We start from the raw sequence: 18984 nt of genomic DNA on the forward strand, positions 1-18984 counted from the left end.
ATACGTCACCCTTTATCGTTTGGATTGAGGGCCTCTGTCAACCGTTGTTGCACTTCTTGTTGTAGCTCATTATTAAGGCCACGCCGGTCGGCGGTGGCGATTATAAATAAATCTTCTACTCGCTCACCAATTGTCGTAATTCGCGCCCCGTGAAGCGAAATACCGAGGTCGGCGAACACCTGGCCGACGCGGGCGAGCAGCCCTGGCTGATCGAGCGCAATCAGCTCGAGAAACGATTTTCGATCGGTATGGGTCGGCAGGAAATTCACCTCTGTCGGCACAGAGAAGTGACGCAGTTTTGCCGCCTGACGACGCGGGGCCGGGGGTTCCCAGCTGCGCTGAGTTATCGTCTGTTCAAGACCGTGGCGAATCGCGTCGTGGCGGTCAGCGGAAAGCGGGCTGCCGTCGGGTTCGAGGACAATAAAGGTATCCATCGCCATGCCGTCGCGGGTGGTGAAGATCTGCGCGTCGTGGACGCTGAGGTTGCGGCGGTCCAGTTCGCCGCACACCGCGGCAAACAGATAAGGGCGATCCGGGCTCCAGATAAAAATCTCCGTACCGCCGCGGGTGGCCTGCGAACTCAGCAGAATCATCGGCTTATTCAGATCGTGACGCAGCAGGTTGCGGGCGTGCCAGGCGAGCTGCGTCGGCGTATGCCGCACGAAATAGTTGGCGCGGCAGCGGTTCCAGATCTGATGCAGCGCCTCTTCATTAATATTGTCCATCCGCAGCAGGGCCAGCGCCTGCAGCTGATGATGACGCACCCGTTCGCGCATATCCGGGGTGCTTTGCATGCCCCGACGCAGCTGTTTCTCGGTGGCGAAATAGAGTTCGCGCAGCAGACTCTGCTTCCAGCTGTTCCACAGCGTTTCGTTGGTGGCGCAGATGTCGGCGACGGTCAGGCACACCAGATAGCGCAGGCGATTTTCCGTTTGCACTTCCTCGGCGAACTGCTTAATCACCTCCGGATCCTGAATGTCGCGCCGCTGGGCGGTGACCGACATCAGCAGATGGTGACGCACCAGCCAGGCGACCAACTGCGTTTCGCGAGAGTTCAGTCCGTGCAGCTCGGCAAACTTCAGCACATCCTGCGCGCCGAGGATCGAGTGGTCGCCGCCACGCCCTTTCGCAATGTCGTGGAACAGGGCGGCGATTAAAATCAGCTCCGGGTGCGTTAAGCGCGGCCACAACTCCACGCACAGCGGGTGGCGGCTGCGGGTTTCTTCTTTGGCAAAGCTCTCCAGCTTCAGCATCACGCGGATGGTGTGTTCATCGACGGTGTAGGCGTGAAACAGATCGAACTGCATCTGGCCGACGATGTGGGACCACTGCGGCATATAGGCCCACAGCACGCTGTGGCGATGCATCGGCAGCAGTCCGCGGCTGACCGCCCCCTGATGGCGCAGCATGCTGAGAAAGAGCGTACGCGCCTCCGGGATATAGCACAGCGGCTGGGTCAGATGGCGCCGGGCATGGCGCAGATGGCGCAACGTCGTGGAGTAGATGCCGGTGATAGTGCTGTTGCGCACCATCATATAAAACATGCGCAGAATGGCCTGCGGTTCGCGAATAAACAGCGTGTCGTCACGCAGATCGATAAGGGTGCCGCGCAGCTGGAAGTCATCGTCTATCGGGCGCGGTTTTTCATCCTCGGTCAGGGCGAGAATAGCCTCTTCAAACAGCTGAAGCAGCATCTGGTTCAGCTCGCTCACCCGGCGGGTAACGCGGAAGAAGTCCTTCATCATATGCTCAATCGGCTGGTTGCCGTCGCCTTCATAGCCGAGCCGGCGGGCGACGCTGAGCTGGCGGTCGAAAAGCAGACGGTTGTCATAGCGAGTGAGCTCGAGATGCAGCGCGAAACGGATGCGCCACAGCTGATGCAGACACTCGTTGAGCTCATTGCGCTCGGCTTCGGTCAGAAAGCCGAAGCCGACCATCTCATCCATCGAGGTGGCGCCAAAATGACGGCGAGCCACCCACTGTAGCGTATGGATGTCACGCAGGCCGCCGGGGCTGCTTTTCACGTCCGGCTCCAGGTTATAGCTGGTGCCGTGATAGCGTTGATGACGGACGTTCTGCTCTTCCACCTTGGCGGCGAAGAACTTTTCCGATGGCCAGAAGCCGTCGCTAAAAATATGTTTTTGCAGTTCAAGGAACAGTGCGACGTCGCCGATCAGCAGGCGCGATTCAATCAAGTTAGTGGCGACGGTGAGATCCGAGAGTCCTTCCAGCAGACACTCTTCGAGGGTGCGCACGCTGTGGCCCACCTCCAGCTTGACGTCCCACAGCAGCGTCAGCAGTTCGCCGACCTTTTGCGCCTGCTCGTCAGGCAGCTTTTTGCGGCTGAGGATCAGCAGGTCGACGTCAGAGAGCGGATGCAGCTCGCCGCGGCCATAGCCGCCGACGGCGACCAGCGCCAGGTCGCAGACGGATTCAAAACCGTAGGCGATCCACAACCGCTGCAGCAGCTGGTCGATAAATTCGGTGCGCGCCGCAATGAGCTGCTCCGCGGCGATGCCGGAGTCAAACGCCTCGCCCAGCCAGTGCTGGAAGGTATCGATGTGCGCCTTAATTGCAGCACAGTTCAGATCGCCCTGCGGCCAGCTCACCGGATGTTCCGGCGGGACGGGCAGAAGAGGGGAGGCTGTGTCAGGTAATGAGTTGCTCATCGCGTCACCATAAGAAAAAACTATCTAATAAAAAAGCCGGCGGGCGCCGGCTTTTCATCATTCATCGTGCGAGATTATCGCCGGGATGGTGTCATCCTTGCGTAGCGTCAGAATTTCGCAGCCGTTGTCTGTCACCACAATAGTATGCTCGTACTGCGCAGACAAGCTCCGGTCTTTAGTTTTCACCGTCCAGCCGTCTTTCATGCTGCGGATCTCTTTTTTACCCGCGTTGACCATCGGCTCGATGGTGAAGGTCATGCCGGGTTTGAGCACAACGTTGGTCTCCGGTGAGTCGTAGTGCAGCACCTGCGGCTCTTCATGGAAGCCGCGGCCGATACCGTGGCCACAGTATTCGCGCACCACGGAAAAACCTTCGGCTTCAACGTATTTCTGGATCGCCGCGCCGATGGTGCGCAGGTTGATCCCCGGCTTCACCATTTTCAGCGCCAGATACAGGCTTTCCTGAGTGATGCGGCACAGGCGCTCACCGAGAATCGTCGGTTTACCGACGATAAACATTTTGGAGGTGTCGCCATGGAAATCATCTTTAATGACCGTCACGTCGATGTTAACGATATCGCCATCTTTCAGCAGTTTGCCGTCGTCAGGGATACCGTGGCAAACCACTTCGTTGACCGAAATGCAGACGGACTTCGGATAGCCGTGATAGCCGAGGCAGGCGGAAATGGCCTTCTGCTCGTTAACGATATAGTCGTTACAGATGCGGTCCAGTTCACCGGTGCTGACGCCCGGTTTAACCCAGGGTTCGATCATTTCCAGCACTTCAGCGGCCAGGCGGCCGGCAACGCGCATTTTTTCAATGTCTTCAGATGTCTTGATAGAGATAGCCATGGAGTATGTCCAGCAGTGTCGATATTTTCGACAATAATAGAGTAAGTCCTGCCAATGGTAACAGTCCGGGCAGGCTGGTGCCAAATTGAGAATCATTAACAGCACGTGACGTCAACAAGAGTTGGTGTCTGGGCGGATTTTGTGGTATAAAGCGCGCCGGACTTCCGTTCCATCTCAGATACACAAGGATGGGACGTAAGCGACATACTCATATTGTGTAAATAACACACACGTATCGGCACATATTCCGGGGTGCCCTTTGGGGTCGGTAATATGGGATACGTGGAGGCATAACCCCAATTTAATCTATAGAGGTTTTAAACATGGCAACTGTTTCCATGCGCGACATGCTCAAGGCTGGTGTTCACTTTGGTCACCAGACCCGTTACTGGAACCCGAAAATGAAGCCTTTCATCTTCGGCGCGCGTAACAAAGTTCACATCATCAACCTTGAGAAAACGGTACCGATGTTCAACGAAGCTCTGGCTGAGCTGAACAAAATCTCTGCCCGTAAAGGCAAGATCCTGTTCGTGGGTACTAAGCGCGCTGCAAGCGAAGCGGTAAAAGAAGCTGCTAACAGCTGCGACCAGTTCTTCGTGAACCATCGCTGGCTGGGCGGTATGCTGACTAACTGGAAAACCGTTCGTCAGTCCATCAAACGTCTGAAAGACCTGGAAACTCAGTCCCAGGACGGTACTTTCGACAAGCTGACCAAGAAAGAAGCGCTGATGCGCACTCGTGAGCTGGACAAGCTGGAAAACAGCCTGGGCGGTATCAAAGACATGGGCGGCCTGCCGGACGCACTGTTCGTTATCGACGCTGACCACGAGCACATCGCTATCAAAGAAGCAAACAACCTGGGTATCCCGGTATTTGCTATCGTTGATACCAACTCTGATCCGGACGGCGTAGACTTCGTTATCCCGGGTAACGACGATGCAATCCGCGCAGTAAGCCTGTACCTGGGCGCTGTTGCTGCTACCGTTCGTGAAGGTCGCTCTCAGGACCTGGCTTCTCAGGCGGAAGAAAGCTTCGTAGAAGCTGAATAATAAGGTTTAAGCCCTTATTAGTACCGTGTATGAATAGGGGCCCATTACAGGCCCCTTTTTTCAATTTACGCTGTTTGGCCGTTGGCCGGGCAGTATCCACATCTCCCGAGGATTTTAGAATGGCTGAAATTACCGCTTCCCTGGTAAAAGAACTGCGCGAACGTACTGGCGCAGGCATGATGGATTGCAAAAAAGCGCTGACTGAAGCGAATGGCGACATCGAGCTGGCAATCGAAAACATGCGTAAATCCGGCGCGATCAAAGCGGCGAAGAAAGCAGGCAACGTGGCTGCTGACGGCGTGATCAAAACCAAAATCGAAGGCAACTACGGTTACATTCTGGAAGTTAACTGCCAGACTGACTTCGTTGCTAAAGATGGTGGTTTCCAGGCATTTGCTGACAAAGTACTGGACGCTGCTGTTGCGGGTAAAATCTCCGACGTTGAAGTTCTGAAAGCGCAGTTCGAAGAAGAACGCGTTGCGCTGGTTGCTAAAATCGGTGAGAACATCAACATCCGTCGTATCGCTGTTCTGGAAGGCGACGTTCTGGGTAGCTACCAGCACGGTGCGCGCATCGGTGTTCTGGTTGCCGCTAAAGGCGCTGACGAAGAGCTGGTTAAGCAGCTGGCAATGCACGTTGCTGCAAGCAAGCCGGAATTCGTTAAGCCGGAAGACGTGTCTGCTGAAGTGGTAGAGAAAGAGTACCAGGTTCAGCTGGACATCGCGATGCAGTCCGGTAAGCCGAAAGAAATCGCAGAGAAAATGGTTGAAGGCCGCATGAAGAAATTCACCGGCGAAGTTTCTCTGACGGGTCAGCCTTTCGTAATGGAGCCGAGCAAATCTGTTGGTCAGCTGCTGAAAGAGCACAACGCTGACGTGACTGGCTTCATCCGCTTTGAAGTGGGCGAAGGCATCGAGAAAGTTGAGACTGACTTTGCAGCAGAAGTTGCTGCGATGTCCAAGCAGTCTTAATTTTTACAAGGAGCCGCCTGAGGGCGGCTTCTTTTTGCGCCCATTTTGTAAATTCAGCCAACTGCGTATAGTGACCGCGCTGAAATGCGACATACAATGTCGCCAGAATTCTCATATCTCATTCGTTGACAGTCTCAGGAAAGAAACATGGCTACCAATGCAAAACCCGTCTACAAACGTATTCTGCTGAAATTAAGTGGCGAAGCGCTGCAGGGCTCAGAAGGCTTCGGTATTGATGCAAGCATACTTGACCGCATGGCTCAGGAGATCAAAGAGCTGGTCGAGCTGGGTATTCAGGTTGGCGTAGTAATTGGTGGTGGTAACCTGTTCCGTGGTGCTGGTCTGGCGAAAGCGGGTATGAACCGCGTTGTGGGCGACCACATGGGCATGCTGGCAACGGTCATGAACGGCCTGGCAATGCGTGATGCGCTCCACCGCGCCTATGTGAACGCTCGTCTGATGTCCGCCATCCCGCTGAACGGCGTGTGCGACAACTACAGCTGGGCAGAGGCGATCAGCCTGCTGCGCAACAACCGTGTGGTGATCCTCTCCGCAGGCACCGGCAACCCGTTCTTTACCACCGATTCCGCAGCCTGCCTGCGTGGTATTGAAATTGAAGCCGACGTGGTGCTGAAAGCGACCAAGGTTGACGGTGTGTTTACCGCGGATCCGGCAAAAGATCCTTCTGCCACCATGTACGATCAGCTGACCTACAGCGAAGTGCTGGATAAAGAGCTGAAAGTGATGGATCTGGCGGCCTTCACCCTGGCGCGTGACCACAAATTGCCGATTCGCGTCTTCAACATGAACAAACCCGGCGCCCTGCGTCGCGTGGTCATGGGCGAAAAAGAAGGCACATTGATCACGGAATAATTCCCGTCAGCGCCAAATCCGGGTAATATTCCGCTTTACTTTCGCGGGGATATTGCCCGGTGATTTTCATTAAATCTGACTATACTTAGCTCATTTTCCGACGGGTGTCCCGTCTGGTCTGACTGAGACAAGCTTTCAAGGATTCGTAACGTGATTAGCGATATCAGAAAAGATGCTGAAATCCGCATGGAAAAATGCGTCGAAGCATTCAAAAACCAAATCAGCAAAATTCGCACGGGTCGTGCTTCTCCGAGCCTGCTGGACGGGATTGTTGTTGAATACTACGGTACGCCGACTCCGCTGCGCCAGCTGGCCAGCGTCACCGTCGAAGACTCCCGTACCCTGAAAATCAACGTCTTTGACCGTTCTATGTCTGCGGCCGTTGAAAAAGCGATCATGGCGTCTGACCTCGGTCTGAACCCAAGCTCCGCCGGCAGCGATATTCGTGTTCCGCTGCCGCCGCTGACCGAAGAGCGTCGTAAAGATCTGACCAAGATCGTCCGTGGCGAAGCTGAGCAGGCGCGTGTCGCCGTGCGTAACGTTCGCCGTGACGCGAACGACAAAGTTAAAGCGCTGCTGAAAGAGAAAGAGATCAGCGAAGATGACGATCGCCGTTCTCAGGACGACGTGCAGAAAATGACTGACGCCGCCATCAAGAAAGTTGACGCGGCGCTGGCAGATAAAGAAGCGGAACTGATGCAGTTCTGATGCTCTGCTGTTGCTCGGGCCGACACTTCCTGGCCTGAGTAAAATCTGAAACGCCGTACAGAAGACTGTACGCTCAATTCTCGGGATTGCGTTGAGCCGGCTGGCCTTGTAGCCTTTAGCGCTAAGTTGAAGGCCTGATGCCGCCGCCTTACCCCCGATAGTTGTCGCGTAGGGGCTTGCTGGCGGCGTTTTGCTTTTTATTCTGTTTCCTTTCTTCTGGACGTCTCATGAAGCAATTAACCGTTCTCGGTTCGACCGGCTCCATTGGCTGTAGCACGCTGGACGTGGTACGCCATAACCCTGGTTGCTTTTCCGTCGCCGCGCTGGTCGCGGGGAAAAACGTTGACCGCATGGTTGAACAATGCCTGGAATTTACTCCGCGTTACGCCGTGATGGATGATGCGCAAAGCGCTGAGCGGTTGCGCACCCGTCTGCATGAGCATGGCTGCCGTACCGAGGTGCTGAGCGGCCAGCAGGCGGCGGCTGAGGTCGCGGCGCTGGATGAGGTCGATCAGGTGATGGCGGCAATCGTCGGCGCGGCGGGGCTGGTACCGACGCTGGCGGCGATCCGCGCCGGGAAAACCGTGTTGTTGGCGAATAAAGAATCGCTGGTGACCTGCGGTCGCTTGTTCATGGAGGCCGTTCAGCGGTCGGGGGCGCGATTGCTGCCGGTCGATAGCGAACATAACGCGATTTTTCAGAGTATGCCGGAGACAATTCAACAGCATCTGGGATACGCTGACCTCACCCGGAATGGCGTCTCGTCCATTCTGTTAACCGGTTCCGGGGGGCCTTTCCGCGAGACGGACGTGGCTGAACTATCGGCGATGACCCCGGATCAGGCCTGCCGCCATCCCAACTGGTCGATGGGACGTAAGATCTCCGTCGATTCAGCCACGATGATGAACAAAGGTCTGGAATATATTGAAGCGCGCTGGCTGTTCAATGCTTCGGCGCAGCAGATGGAAGTGCTGATCCACCCGCAGTCGGTGATCCACTCGATGGTTCGCTATCAGGACGGCAGCGTGCTGGCCCAGCTTGGGGAGCCGGATATGCGCACGCCGATTGCTCATACCATGGGCTGGCCACAGCGCCTGAGCTCCGGGGTCAAACCACTGGACTTCTGCCAGCTGAGCAACCTGAGCTTCTCCGCGCCGGACTACGCCCGCTATCCCTGCCTGAAGCTGGCGATGGACGCGTTTGACGTCGGCCAGGCGGCCACCACGGCGCTGAATGCGGCCAATGAAGAGTCGGTTGCCGCGTTTCTGCATGGCGATATCCGCTTTACCGATATTGCGGCGGTGAATCTGGCGGTGCTGGATAAGATGAACCTGCAGGAGCCGCAAAGCATTGATGATGTTCTGGTTATCGACGCTGACGCTCGTGCGGTAGCTCACCAGCAGCTTAATCGTTTGGGCGCGCAGGCGTAACGCGGTGGTATTTGTGGGCGAAAGGCTTCGGTGATATAGTCTGCGCCACCCGATCGTTGCATTTTGTTGTTAAAGATTACGGTGGCCGTGGCAAAACACGGCTTTTTTGCGTAAAGCTTTTGGTTGTTCTCTGCGATTGGCTGCAGCCCCGGCATCGGATAAAAATGCGTATCCAGCGCGGCCCGGTGGCCTCTGTTTGGTGGCTAGTTAATCCTTATTATGGACTTAAAACGCGTGATGTTGTCTGCTAATCAAACTGTCAGCGAAATATCGCCAACTCATGGCTGCCGTCATGTCGCCATTATTATGGATGGCAACGGCCGTTGGGCGAAACGGCAAGGTAAAATTCGCGCTTTCGGGCACAAGGCCGGTGCGAAATCCGTGCGTCGCGCGGTCTCCTTCGCGGCGAATAATGGAATTGAGGCGTTAACGTTATACGCGTTCAGCAGCGAAAACTGGAACCGTCCAGCCCAGGAAGTCAGCGCGCTGATGGAACTGTTCGTCTGGGCGCTGGATAGCGAAGTCAAAAGTCTGCACCGACACAATGTGCGTTTGCGGGTCATTGGCGACACCACGCGCTTCAATGCACGCCTGCAGGAACGCATCCGCAAAGCGGAAGCGTTGACCGCAAACAATACCGGCTTAACGCTGAACATTGCGGCAAATTACGGCGGTCGCTGGGATATTACCCAGGGCGTTCGTCTGCTGGCGAAACAAGTACAGGACGGGACGCTGCTGCCTGAAGAGATCACGGAAGAAATGCTGAGTCAGCAGGTCTGCATGCATGAACTGGCTCCCGTTGATTTAGTTATTAGGACCGGGGGAGAGCACCGAATAAGTAACTTTTTGATTTGGCAAATTGCCTATGCCGAACTTTACTTTACGGATGTTCTTTGGCCCGATTTTGCTGAACAGGACTTTGAAGGTGCACTCCATGCCTTTGTTAATCGAGAGCGTCGTTTCGGCGGCACTGAGCCGGGTGGCAGTCATGCCTGATGGGGGTCACTTTTGCTGAAGTATCGCCTGATATCTGCTTTCGTCTTAATTCCCGTCGTCATTGCGGCGCTGTTCTTATTGCCGCCGATGGGATTTGCTATCGTGACCCTCGTGGTCTGCATGCTCGCCGCGTGGGAGTGGGGGCAACTGAGCGGTTTCACCTCAACGTCGCAGCGGGTCTGGCTGGCGGTGCTGTGCGGCCTTCTGCTGGCTGCCATGCTTTTTCTGCTGCCTGAATACCATTATGACGTTCATCAACCGATGGTGGAAGGTTCACTATGGGCCTCATTCGCCTGGTGGATCGTCGCGCTGTTGCTGGTGTTATCGTACCCGGCGTCGGCGGCATTCTGGCGCCATTCCAAAGTGCTGCGCCTTATCTTCGGCATATTGACCATTGTTCCGTTTTTCTGGGGCATGCTGGCGCTGCGCGCCTGGCACTATACCGATAATCACTACAGCGGTGCGGTGTGGCTGCTGTACGTCATGATCCTGGTCTGGGGAGCCGACTCTGGCGCCTACATGTTTGGCAAAATGTTCGGCAAGCATAAGCTGGCGCCGAAGGTTTCACCGGGAAAAACCTGGCAGGGTTTTTTTGGCGGTTTGCTGACGGCGGCCGTGATCTCCTGGGCTTACGGGGTGTGGGCGCATCTTGACGTCACGCCGACGGTGCTGCTGGTCTGTTCCGTGGTGGCGGCCCTGGCTTCCGTGCTGGGCGATCTGACGGAAAGTATGTTTAAGCGCGAGGCCGGCATTAAGGATAGCGGGCACTTGATTCCCGGACACGGCGGTATTCTCGATCGTATCGACAGCCTGACGGCGGCGGTACCGGTCTTCGCCTGTCTGCTACTGTTGGTCTTCAGGACGATTTGACGGAAGGTTATATGCTGAGCGTGCTCTGGAATCTGGCAGCTTTTATCATTGCGCTTGGCGTACTGATTACGGTGCATGAGTTTGGCCATTTTTGGGTGGCGCGCCGCTGCGGCATCCGGGTTGAGCGTTTTTCTATCGGCTTTGGCAAAGCGCTGTGGCGGCGGATGGATAAGCAGGGCACGGAGTTCGTGATTGCCCTGATCCCGCTGGGCGGCTACGTCAAGATGCTGGACGAGCGCGTCGAGGCGGTGGCGCCGGAGATGCGCCACTACGCCTTCAACAATAAAACCGTCGGCCAGCGTGCGGCGGTGATTGCCGCCGGCCCCATCGCTAACTTCATTTTCGCTATCTTTGCTTACTGGCTGGTCTTTATTATCGGCGTTCCTGGCGTGCGACCGGTGGTGGGTGAAATAACGCCCAATTCGGTTGCCGCGCAAGCACAAATTGCAAAAGGAACGGAACTTAAAGCGATAGATGGTATCGAAACGCCTGATTGGGATGCGGTGCGTATGCAGCTGGTCGCCAAAATCGGCAACCCGCAAACAATACTTACCGTCGCCCCTTTCGGGACCAATCAGCGCCAGGATAAAATCGTCGATCTGCGGCACTGGGCGTTTGAGCCAGACAAGCAAGATCCCGTGACCTCGCTGGGGATCCAGCCGCGCAGCGCGCAGATTGATACGGTGCTGGCGGAGGTCCAGACGGGCTCGGCAGCTCAGAAAGCGGGTTTGCAAGCGGGCGACCGGATCGTTAAAGTCGATGGTCAACCGTTAACGCAGTGGATGACGTTTGTTAATCTGGTGCGAGATAATCCGGGCAAAGCGCTGGCGCTGGAGATTGAACGGCAGGGGAGTGCGCTGCCGTTAACCCTGACGCCGGATGCGAAAACGGTAAAAGGTAAGGCAGAAGGGTTCGCAGGGGTGGTGCCAAAGGTCATCCCGCTACCTGAGGAATACAAGACAGTACGTCAGTACGGACCGTTTGCCGCCATCGCTGAAGCCACGGATAAAACCTGGCAGCTGATGTCACTGACGGTCAGGATGCTGGGTAAATTGATAACCGGTGATGTCAAACTGAACAACCTCAGTGGGCCGATCTCTATCGCTCAGGGGGCTGGAATGTCAGCGGAGTTTGGGTTGATTTATTATCTGATGTTCCTTGCGCTGATTAGCGTGAACCTCGGAATCATCAACCTGTTCCCACTGCCCGTACTGGATGGGGGACATCTGCTGTTTTTAGCGATCGAAAAGCTGAAGGGCGGGCCGGTATCCGAGCGAGTTCAAGACTTTAGTTATCGCATTGGCTCAATACTGCTGGTGCTGTTAATGGGGCTTGCACTTTTCAATGATTTCTCTCGGTTATAAGAGAGTTTGTTAGGAAGAACGCATAATAACGATGGCGATGAAAAAGTTGCTCATAGCGTCGCTGCTGTTTAGCAGCGCGACTGTATACGGTGCTGAAGGGTTCGTGGTGAAGGACATTCATTTCGAAGGCTTGCAGCGTGTCGCTGTTGGTGCGGCCCTCCTCAGTATGCCAGTGCGTCCTGGCGATACGGTGACCGACGATGATATCAGTAACACTATTCGCGCGCTGTTTGCCACTGGCAACTTTGAGGACGTCCGCGTCCTGCGCGATGGTGATACCCTGCTGGTGCAGGTGAAAGAGCGTCCGACGATCGCCAGCATCACCTTCTCCGGCAATAAGTCGGTGAAAGATGACATGCTCAAGCAGAACCTCGAGGCCTCTGGTGTTCGGGTGGGCGAGTCGCTTGACCGCACGACCATCGCGGATATCGAGAAGGGTCTGGAGGATTTCTACTACAGCGTCGGTAAATACAGCGCCAGCGTCAAAGCGGTTGTGACGCCGCTGCCGCGTAACCGTGTCGATCTGAAGCTGGTCTTCCAGGAAGGCGTCTCCGCAAAAATTCAGCAGATCAATATCGTCGGCAACCATGCGTTTTCGACCGATGAACTGATCTCCCACTTCCAGCTGCGCGATGAGGTACCGTGGTGGAACGTGGTCGGCGACCGTAAATACCAGAAGCAGAAGCTGGCGGGCGACCTTGAAACCCTGCGCAGCTACTATCTGGATCGCGGCTATGCCCGTTTCAACATCGATTCTACTCAGGTTAGCCTGACGCCGGACAAGAAAGGGATCTACATTACCGTCAACATCACCGAAGGCGATCAGTACAAGCTTTCCGGGGTGCAGGTAACGGGCGATCTCGCGGGCCATTCGGCCGAAATCGAAGCGCTGACCAAAGTCGAGCCGGGCGAACTGTACAACGGCGCGAAAGTAACCAAGATGGAAAACGACATCAAGAAACTGTTGGGTCGTTATGGTTACGCCTACCCGCGCGTTCAGTCGCAGCCGGAAATCAACGACAGCGATAAGACCGTCAAACTGCACGTCAACGTCGATGCGGGTAACCGCTATTACGTGCGTAAAATTCGCTTCGAAGGTAACGACACCTCCAAAGATGCCGTCCTGCGCCGCGAAATGCGCCAGATGGAAGGCGCATGGCTGGGGAGCGATCTCGTCGATCAGGGTAAAGACCGCCTCAACCGTTTAGGCTTCTTCGAAACGGTGGATACCGATACCCAACGCGTGCCGGGCAGCCCGGACCAGGTCGACGTTGTCTACAAGGTGAAAGAGCGTAACACCGGTAGCTTCAACTTCGGTATCGGCTACGGTACCGAAAGCGGCGTCAGCTTCCAGGCGGGCGTCCAGCAAGATAACTGGTTAGGTACCGGTTATGCGGTCGGGATCAACGGCACCAAAAACGATTACCAGACCTATACCGAACTGTCGGTGACCAACCCGTACTTCACCGTTGACGGTGTGAGCCTCGGCGGCCGTATCTTCTATAATGACTTCGATGCGAACGATGCGGATCTGTCTGACTATACCAACAAAAGCTATGGTACAGACGTCACGCTGGGCTTCCCGGTCAACGAATACAACACGCTGCGCGCCGGGGTCGGTTATGTTCATAACTCCCTGTCCAATATGCAGCCGCAGGTGGCGATGTGGCGTTACCTGAACTCGATGGGCCAGTATCCGGACAACACCAACGACCGGAACTCGTTCAGTGCGAATGACTTCACCTTCAACTACGGCTGGACCTACAACAAGCTTGACCGCGGCTTCTTCCCAACGGAAGGTTCGCGCGTCAACCTGAACGGTAAGGTGACCATTCCGGGCTCAGACAACGAATACTACAAAGCGACGCTGGATACCGCCACCTATGTGCCGATCGACAACGATCACCAGTGGGTAGTGCTGGGTCGTACCCGCTTTGGCTATGGCGATGGTATCGGCGGCAAAGAGATGCCGTTCTATGAGAACTTCTATGCCGGTGGTTCCAGCACCGTGCGTGGCTTCCAGTCGAACACCATTGGTCCGAAGGCGGTGTACTTCCCGTCGAGCAGCCGTCATGATGGCGATAGCGGTTATACCAATGACTGTAAGAGCACCGAATCCGCGCCGTGTAAATCCGATGATGCGGTGGGCGGTAACGCGATGGCGGTGGCCAGCCTGGAGCTGATTACCCCGACGCCGTTTATTAGTGACAAATATGCGAACTCGGTCCGTACTTCCGTCTTCTGGGATATGGGTACCGTATGGGATACTCACTGGGATTCGAACGCCTATGGCGGTTACCCGGATTACAGTGATCCGAGCAACATCCGTATGTCTGCGGGTATTGCCGTGCAGTGGATGTCGCCGTTGGGGCCGTTGGTCTTCTCCTACGCCCAACCGTTCAAAAAGTACGATGGAGACAAAGCCGAACAGTTCCAGTTTAACATTGGTAAAACCTGGTAATTGTTGGCGGCAACGGAATGCAAGTGCAGTATAGCGCTGACTGTAGGCGATAACGCGGTTATCGCCTCGCCACGCAAATAACGGTACCCCTGGGTACTCATGGGATGGTAAGGAGTTTATTGTGAAAAAGTGGTTATTAGCTGCAGGTCTGGGTTTGGCAATGGTAACTTCCGCTCAGGCGGCAGATAAAATTGCCCTGGTGAACATGAACAGCCTGTTCCAACAGGTTGCCCAGAAAACTGGCGTTTCCAACACGCTGGAAAACGAGTTCAAAGGCCGCGCTAGCGAACTGCAGCGTATGGAAGGCGACCTGCAGTCTAAAATGCAGCGTCTGCAGTCCATGAAGCCGGGCGCCGATCGTACCAAACTGGAAAAAGACGTGATGGCTCAGCGCCAGACCTTCTCCCAGAAAGCGCAGGCGTTTGAACAGGATCGCGCACGTCGTTCCAACGAAGAGCGTGGCAAACTGGTTACCCGCATCCAGACTGCTGTACAGAGCGTAGCGAAAGATCAGAGCATCGATCTGGTGGTTGACGCAAATGCCGTTGCATACAACAGCAGCGATGTAAAAGACATCACCGCTGATGTGCTGAAACAGGTTAAATAAGTAATGCCTTCAATTCGACTGGCTGATCTCGCGCAGCAGTTGGATGCAGAATTACACGGTGATGGCGATATCGTCATCACCGGCGTTGCGTCCATGCAGAGCGCGAAAACGGGCCAAATCACTTTCATGGTCAACCCTAAGTACCGTGAACACCTGGCCGCTTGTCAGGCTTCTGCCGTTGTCATGACGCAGGATGATTTGCCTTTTGCCCATAGCGCCGCGCTGGTAGTGCGTAATCCCTACCTGACCTACGCGCGCATGGCTCAAATTCTTGATACCACGCCGCAGCCGGCACAGGATATCGCGCCGAGCGCGGTCATCGATCCGTCGGCGAAGCTGGGTAACAACGTGGCGATCGGCGCTAACGCGGTTATCGAATCCGGTGTTGTACTGGGCGATAACGTGGTGATCGGCGCAGGCTGCTTCGTTGGGAAAAATACGAAAATCGGTGCCGGCTCGCGTTTGTGGGCCAATGTGACCATTTACCATGAGATTGAGATCGGCGAGAATTGCCTGATCCAGTCCAGCACGGTGATCGGCGCGGATGGCTTCGGTTATGCTAACGATCGCGGTAACTGGGTCAAGATCCCGCAACTGGGTCGCGTCATTATTGGCGATCGCGTGGAGATTGGCGCCTGCACCACCATCGATCGCGGCGCGCTGGACGATACCCTTATCGGTAACGGCGTTATCATTGATAACCAGTGTCAGATTGCGCATAACGTGGTGATTGGCGACAATACCGCGGTTGCCGGCGGCGTTATCATGGCGGGCAGCCTGAAAATTGGCCGCTACTGCATGATTGGCGGCGCCAGCGTGATTAACGGCCATATGGAAATCTGCGATAAAGTCACCGTCACGGGGATGGGGATGGTGATGCGTCCTATCTCTGAACCTGGCGTATACTCCTCCGGTATTCCGCTGCAGCCGAACAAGGCGTGGCGTAAAACTGCGGCGCTGGTGATGAATATTGACGAGATGAGCAAGCGCCTGAAAGCGATTGAGCGCAAGGTTAATCAACAAGACTAATTCATCATTTGGTCACATGACATTTCCGGCCTGTTGCATTCGCTAAAAGATTGCCGCAGGCCGTGTTATTATTGCCTTTTAGTACATTTAGACAGGAAGAGTATTTTGACTACTGACACTCATACTCTGCACATTGAAGAGATTCTGGAACTTCTGCCTCACCGTTACCCGTTCCTGCTGGTAGACCGCGTGCTGGATTTTGAAGAAGGTCGTTTTCTGCGCGCAGTAAAAAATGTTTCTGTAAACGAGCCGTTTTTCCAGGGGCACTTCCCTGGTAAGCCGATTTTGCCTGGCGTGCTGATTCTGGAAGCGATGGCGCAGGCCACCGGGATTCTGGCATTTAAAAGCGTCGGAAAACTGGAGCCAGGCGAGCTGTATTATTTCGCAGGCATCGACGAAGCGCGCTTCAAACGTCCGGTAGTACCAGGCGATCAGATGATTATGGAAGTCACTTTCGAGAAAACCCGCCGCGGCCTGACCCGTTTCAAAGGCGTCGCGCTGGTTGACGGTAAAGTGGTTTGCGAAGCGACGATGATGTGTGCGCGTAGCCGGGAGGCCTGATACGTGATTGATAAAACCGCTTTTGTTCATCCTACCGCCATTGTAGAAGAAGGCGCCGTCATTGGTGCTAACGTTCACATTGGTCCGTTTTGTATTGTTGGCGCTAACGTCGAAATTGGCGAAGGCACCGTACTGAAGTCTCATGTCGTCGTTAACGGCCATACCAAAATCGGCCGTGACAATGAGATCTATCAGTTCGCTTCCATCGGCGAAGTTAACCAGGATCTGAAATATGCTGGCGAACCGACCCGGGTGGAAATTGGCGATCGCAACCGCATCCGCGAAAGCGTCACCATTCATCGCGGCACAGTACAGGGCGGTGGATTAACAAAGGTGGGCAACGATAACCTGCTGATGATCAACGCCCATGTGGCGCACGATTGTACGCTTGGCGATCGCTGCATTCTGGCCAATAACGCAACCTTGGCCGGTCACGTATCTCTGGATGATTTCGTCATCATCGGCGGCATGACCGCAGTACACCAGTTCTGCATCATCGGCGCACACGTCATGGTAGGCGGATGCTCCGGCGTGGCGCAGGATGTTCCGCCGTTCGTGATTGCCCAGGGTAACCACGCGACGCCGTTTGGCGTCAACATCGAAGGGCTGAAACGCCGCGGCTTTAGCCGTGAGGCGATTACCGCGATTCGTAACGCGTATAAACTGCTGTACCGCAGCGGCAAAACGCTGGACGAAGCCAAACCGGAAATCGCCGAACTGGCGACTCAGCATCCTGAAGTTCAGCCGTTTGTTGATTTCTTTGCCCGTTCCACTCGCGGCTTGATTCGTTAATGGCTGAACCGCGTCCCCTGACGATTGCCCTGGTCGCCGGAGAAACCTCCGGCGATATTCTTGGTGCAGGCCTCATCCGGGCTCTCAAAGCGCGCATCCCTGACGCGCGCTTTGTCGGCGTGGCGGGGCCGCTGATGCAGGCGGAAGGGTGCGAAGCCTGGTACGAAATGGAAGAGCTGGCGGTGATGGGCATTGTTGAGGTGCTCGGTCGCTTACGCCGTCTCCTGCATATTCGCGCCGATCTTACCCGCCGCTTTGGCGAGCTGCGCCCCGATGTCTTCGTCGGCATCGACGCCCCTGACTTCAATATTACCCTCGAAGGGAATCTGAAAAAGCAGGGCATCAAAACGATTCACTACGTCAGCCCGTCGGTCTGGGCCTGGCGACAAAAACGCGTTTTCAAAATCGGCAGAGCGACCGACCTGGTGCTGGCTTTTCTGCCTTTCGAAAAAGCGTTTTATGACAAATTTAACGTCCCTTGCCGCTTTATCGGCCATACCATGGCGGATGCGATGCCGCTGGATCCTGACAAAGGCGCTGCGCGCGACCGGTTAGGGATCCCGCACAATGTGCGCTGTCTGGCGTTGCTGCCCGGCAGCCGCGGCGCGGAAGTCGAAATGCTCAGCGCGGACTTTCTGAAAACCGCGCAGTTGTTACGCGGCACCTATCCCGATTTGCAGGTGGTGGTGCCGCTGGTCAATGCCAAACGGCGGGAGCAGTTTGAGCGAATCAAAGCTGAGACGGCGCCGGATATGATCGTGCATATGCTGGACGGTCAGGCGCGCGATGCGATGATCGCCAGCGACGCCGCGCTGCTGGCCTCCGGGACGGCGGCGCTGGAGTGCATGCTGGCGAAGTGCCCGATGGTGGTTGGCTACCGCATGAAGCCGTTCACCTTCTGGCTGGCAAAGCGTCTGGTGAAAACCGACTACGTCTCCTTGCCGAATCTGCTGGCCGGTCGCGAGCTGGTCAAAGAGCTACTGCAGGATGAGTGCGAGCCGCAGGCGCTGGCCGCCGCCCTGCAGCCGCTGCTGGCCGATGGCAAAACCAGCCACGAGATGCATGAGACGTTCCGCGCGCTGCATCAGCAGATCCGCTGCAACGCCGATGAGCAGGCCGCGGACGCCGTACTGGAGTTAGCAAAACAATGATGGAGTTCGTCTATCCGCATACCCATCTGGTTGCCGGCGTTGATGAAGTTGGCCGCGGGCCGCTGGTTGGCGCGGTCGTGACCGCGGCGGTGATCCTCGATCCGGCGAAGCCGATTGTGGGTTTGAATGATTCCAAAAAACTCAGCGAAAAGCGTCGCCTGGCGCTGTGCGATGAGATTAAAGAGAAAGCGCTGTGCTGGAGCCTGGGGCGTGCCGAGCCGCACGAAATCGACGAGCTGAATATTCTGCATGCCACTATGTTGGCGATGCAGCGCGCCGTCGCCGGCCTGAGCATTGTTCCTGAGTTTGTCCTGATCGATGGCAACCGCTGTCCGTCGCTGCCGATGCCCTCTCTGGCGGTGGTGAAAGGCGACAGCCGGGTGGCAGAAATCAGCGCAGCGTCTATTCTGGCAAAAGTCACTCGTGACGCCGAAATGGCCACGCTGGACCTCGCATTTCCCCACTACGGATTTGCCCAGCATAAAGGCTATCCCACCGCTGTTCACCTGCAGAAGCTGCAGGAACACGGCGCAACAGAGCATCACCGGCGCAGTTTTGGCCCGGTGAAGCGTGCCCTGGGCCTGGCGTCCAACTAAGTCAC

General features: G+C 55.8%; 17 protein-coding genes. 15 read left to right on the forward strand and 2 right to left on the reverse strand.

The features are described 5' to 3' along the window. Positions 1-5: 5 nt before the first annotated feature. Together glnD and map are read right to left on the reverse strand one after the other, a co-directional pair. Positions 6-2669, reverse strand: a complete 2664-nt coding sequence (gene glnD / locus HMPREF3142_RS09265; protein WP_008807357.1) for a bifunctional uridylyltransferase/uridylyl-removing protein GlnD — start codon at positions 2667-2669, stop codon at positions 6-8. 57 nt (positions 2670-2726) lie between these two features. After that, positions 2727-3521, reverse strand: coding sequence for a type I methionyl aminopeptidase (gene map / locus HMPREF3142_RS09270; protein ID WP_004204446.1), 795 nt, complete (start codon positions 3519-3521; stop codon positions 2727-2729). Between the two features lie 323 nt (positions 3522-3844). On the opposite strand from map, the gene rpsB reads away from it, so the two are divergent. The 15 genes from rpsB (at position 3845) to rnhB (ending at position 18979) form a co-directional block, all read left to right on the forward strand. Beyond that, on the forward strand, positions 3845-4570 hold the full coding sequence (gene rpsB / locus HMPREF3142_RS09275) for a 30S ribosomal protein S2 (protein WP_008807356.1): 726 nt from the start codon (positions 3845-3847) through the stop codon (positions 4568-4570). 119 nt (positions 4571-4689) lie between these two features. After that, the gene (gene tsf, locus HMPREF3142_RS09280) at positions 4690-5541 is read left to right on the forward strand and encodes a translation elongation factor Ts (RefSeq protein WP_004151930.1); all 852 of its coding nucleotides are present in this window, start codon (positions 4690-4692) and stop codon (positions 5539-5541) included. Positions 5542-5688: 147 nt separating this feature from the next. Further along, positions 5689-6414, forward strand: coding sequence for a UMP kinase (pyrH, locus tag HMPREF3142_RS09285; RefSeq protein WP_004098747.1), 726 nt, complete (start codon positions 5689-5691; stop codon positions 6412-6414). 150 nt (positions 6415-6564) lie between these two features. Then, positions 6565-7122 carry a ribosome recycling factor gene (gene frr / locus HMPREF3142_RS09290; RefSeq protein ID WP_002889308.1) on the forward strand — a complete coding sequence of 186 codons (558 nt, stop codon included), beginning with the start codon at positions 6565-6567 and terminating at the stop codon, positions 7120-7122. 227 nt (positions 7123-7349) lie between these two features. Next, positions 7350-8552, forward strand: a complete 1203-nt coding sequence (gene ispC, locus HMPREF3142_RS09295) for a 1-deoxy-D-xylulose-5-phosphate reductoisomerase (RefSeq protein WP_012968906.1) — start codon at positions 7350-7352, stop codon at positions 8550-8552. A 237-nt stretch (positions 8553-8789) separates the two neighbouring features. Next, entirely contained in the window at positions 8790-9548 is a 759-nt protein-coding gene (ispU, locus tag HMPREF3142_RS09300) for a (2E,6E)-farnesyl-diphosphate-specific ditrans,polycis-undecaprenyl-diphosphate synthase (RefSeq protein ID WP_012968905.1), read from the forward strand. Between the two features lie 12 nt (positions 9549-9560). Next, positions 9561-10418 (forward strand): phosphatidate cytidylyltransferase, encoded by an 858-nt coding sequence (cdsA, locus tag HMPREF3142_RS09305; protein ID WP_008807353.1) that lies wholly within the window; start codon positions 9561-9563, stop codon positions 10416-10418. An 11-nt stretch (positions 10419-10429) separates the two neighbouring features. Then, positions 10430-11782 (forward strand): sigma E protease regulator RseP, encoded by a 1353-nt coding sequence (gene rseP, locus HMPREF3142_RS09310; protein ID WP_008807352.1) that lies wholly within the window; start codon positions 10430-10432, stop codon positions 11780-11782. Between the two features lie 31 nt (positions 11783-11813). Next, positions 11814-14243, forward strand: coding sequence for an outer membrane protein assembly factor BamA (gene bamA, locus HMPREF3142_RS09315; protein ID WP_008807351.1), 2430 nt, complete (start codon positions 11814-11816; stop codon positions 14241-14243). 121 nt (positions 14244-14364) lie between these two features. Continuing rightward, positions 14365-14850 (forward strand): molecular chaperone Skp, encoded by a 486-nt coding sequence (gene skp / locus HMPREF3142_RS09320; protein WP_002889325.1) that lies wholly within the window; start codon positions 14365-14367, stop codon positions 14848-14850. Positions 14851-14853: 3 nt separating this feature from the next. Continuing rightward, complete coding sequence (gene lpxD / locus HMPREF3142_RS09325) at positions 14854-15879, forward strand: UDP-3-O-(3-hydroxymyristoyl)glucosamine N-acyltransferase (protein ID WP_008807350.1); 1026 nt, start codon at positions 14854-14856, stop codon at positions 15877-15879. 105 nt (positions 15880-15984) lie between these two features. Beyond that, on the forward strand, positions 15985-16440 hold the full coding sequence (gene fabZ, locus HMPREF3142_RS09330) for a 3-hydroxyacyl-ACP dehydratase FabZ (RefSeq protein WP_004145858.1): 456 nt from the start codon (positions 15985-15987) through the stop codon (positions 16438-16440). 3 nt (positions 16441-16443) lie between these two features. Beyond that, the gene (gene lpxA, locus HMPREF3142_RS09335; RefSeq protein ID WP_008807349.1) at positions 16444-17232 is read left to right on the forward strand and encodes an acyl-ACP--UDP-N-acetylglucosamine O-acyltransferase; all 789 of its coding nucleotides are present in this window, start codon (positions 16444-16446) and stop codon (positions 17230-17232) included. After that, positions 17232-18383, forward strand: a complete 1152-nt coding sequence (gene lpxB, locus HMPREF3142_RS09340; protein WP_022065547.1) for a lipid-A-disaccharide synthase — start codon at positions 17232-17234, stop codon at positions 18381-18383. Before lpxA ends, lpxB begins: the two co-directional genes overlap by 1 nt. Further along, a complete protein-coding gene (rnhB, locus tag HMPREF3142_RS09345; protein WP_012542806.1) occupies positions 18380-18979 on the forward strand; it encodes a ribonuclease HII in 600 nt (199 codons plus the stop codon). The genes lpxB and rnhB overlap by 4 nt, the downstream gene beginning before the upstream one ends. The last annotated feature ends 5 nt before the right edge of the window (positions 18980-18984 follow it).

The sequence above is a fragment of the Klebsiella sp. HMSC16C06 genome, from assembly GCF_001808325.1.
Lineage (GTDB): Bacteria > Pseudomonadota > Gammaproteobacteria > Enterobacterales > Enterobacteriaceae > Klebsiella > Klebsiella variicola.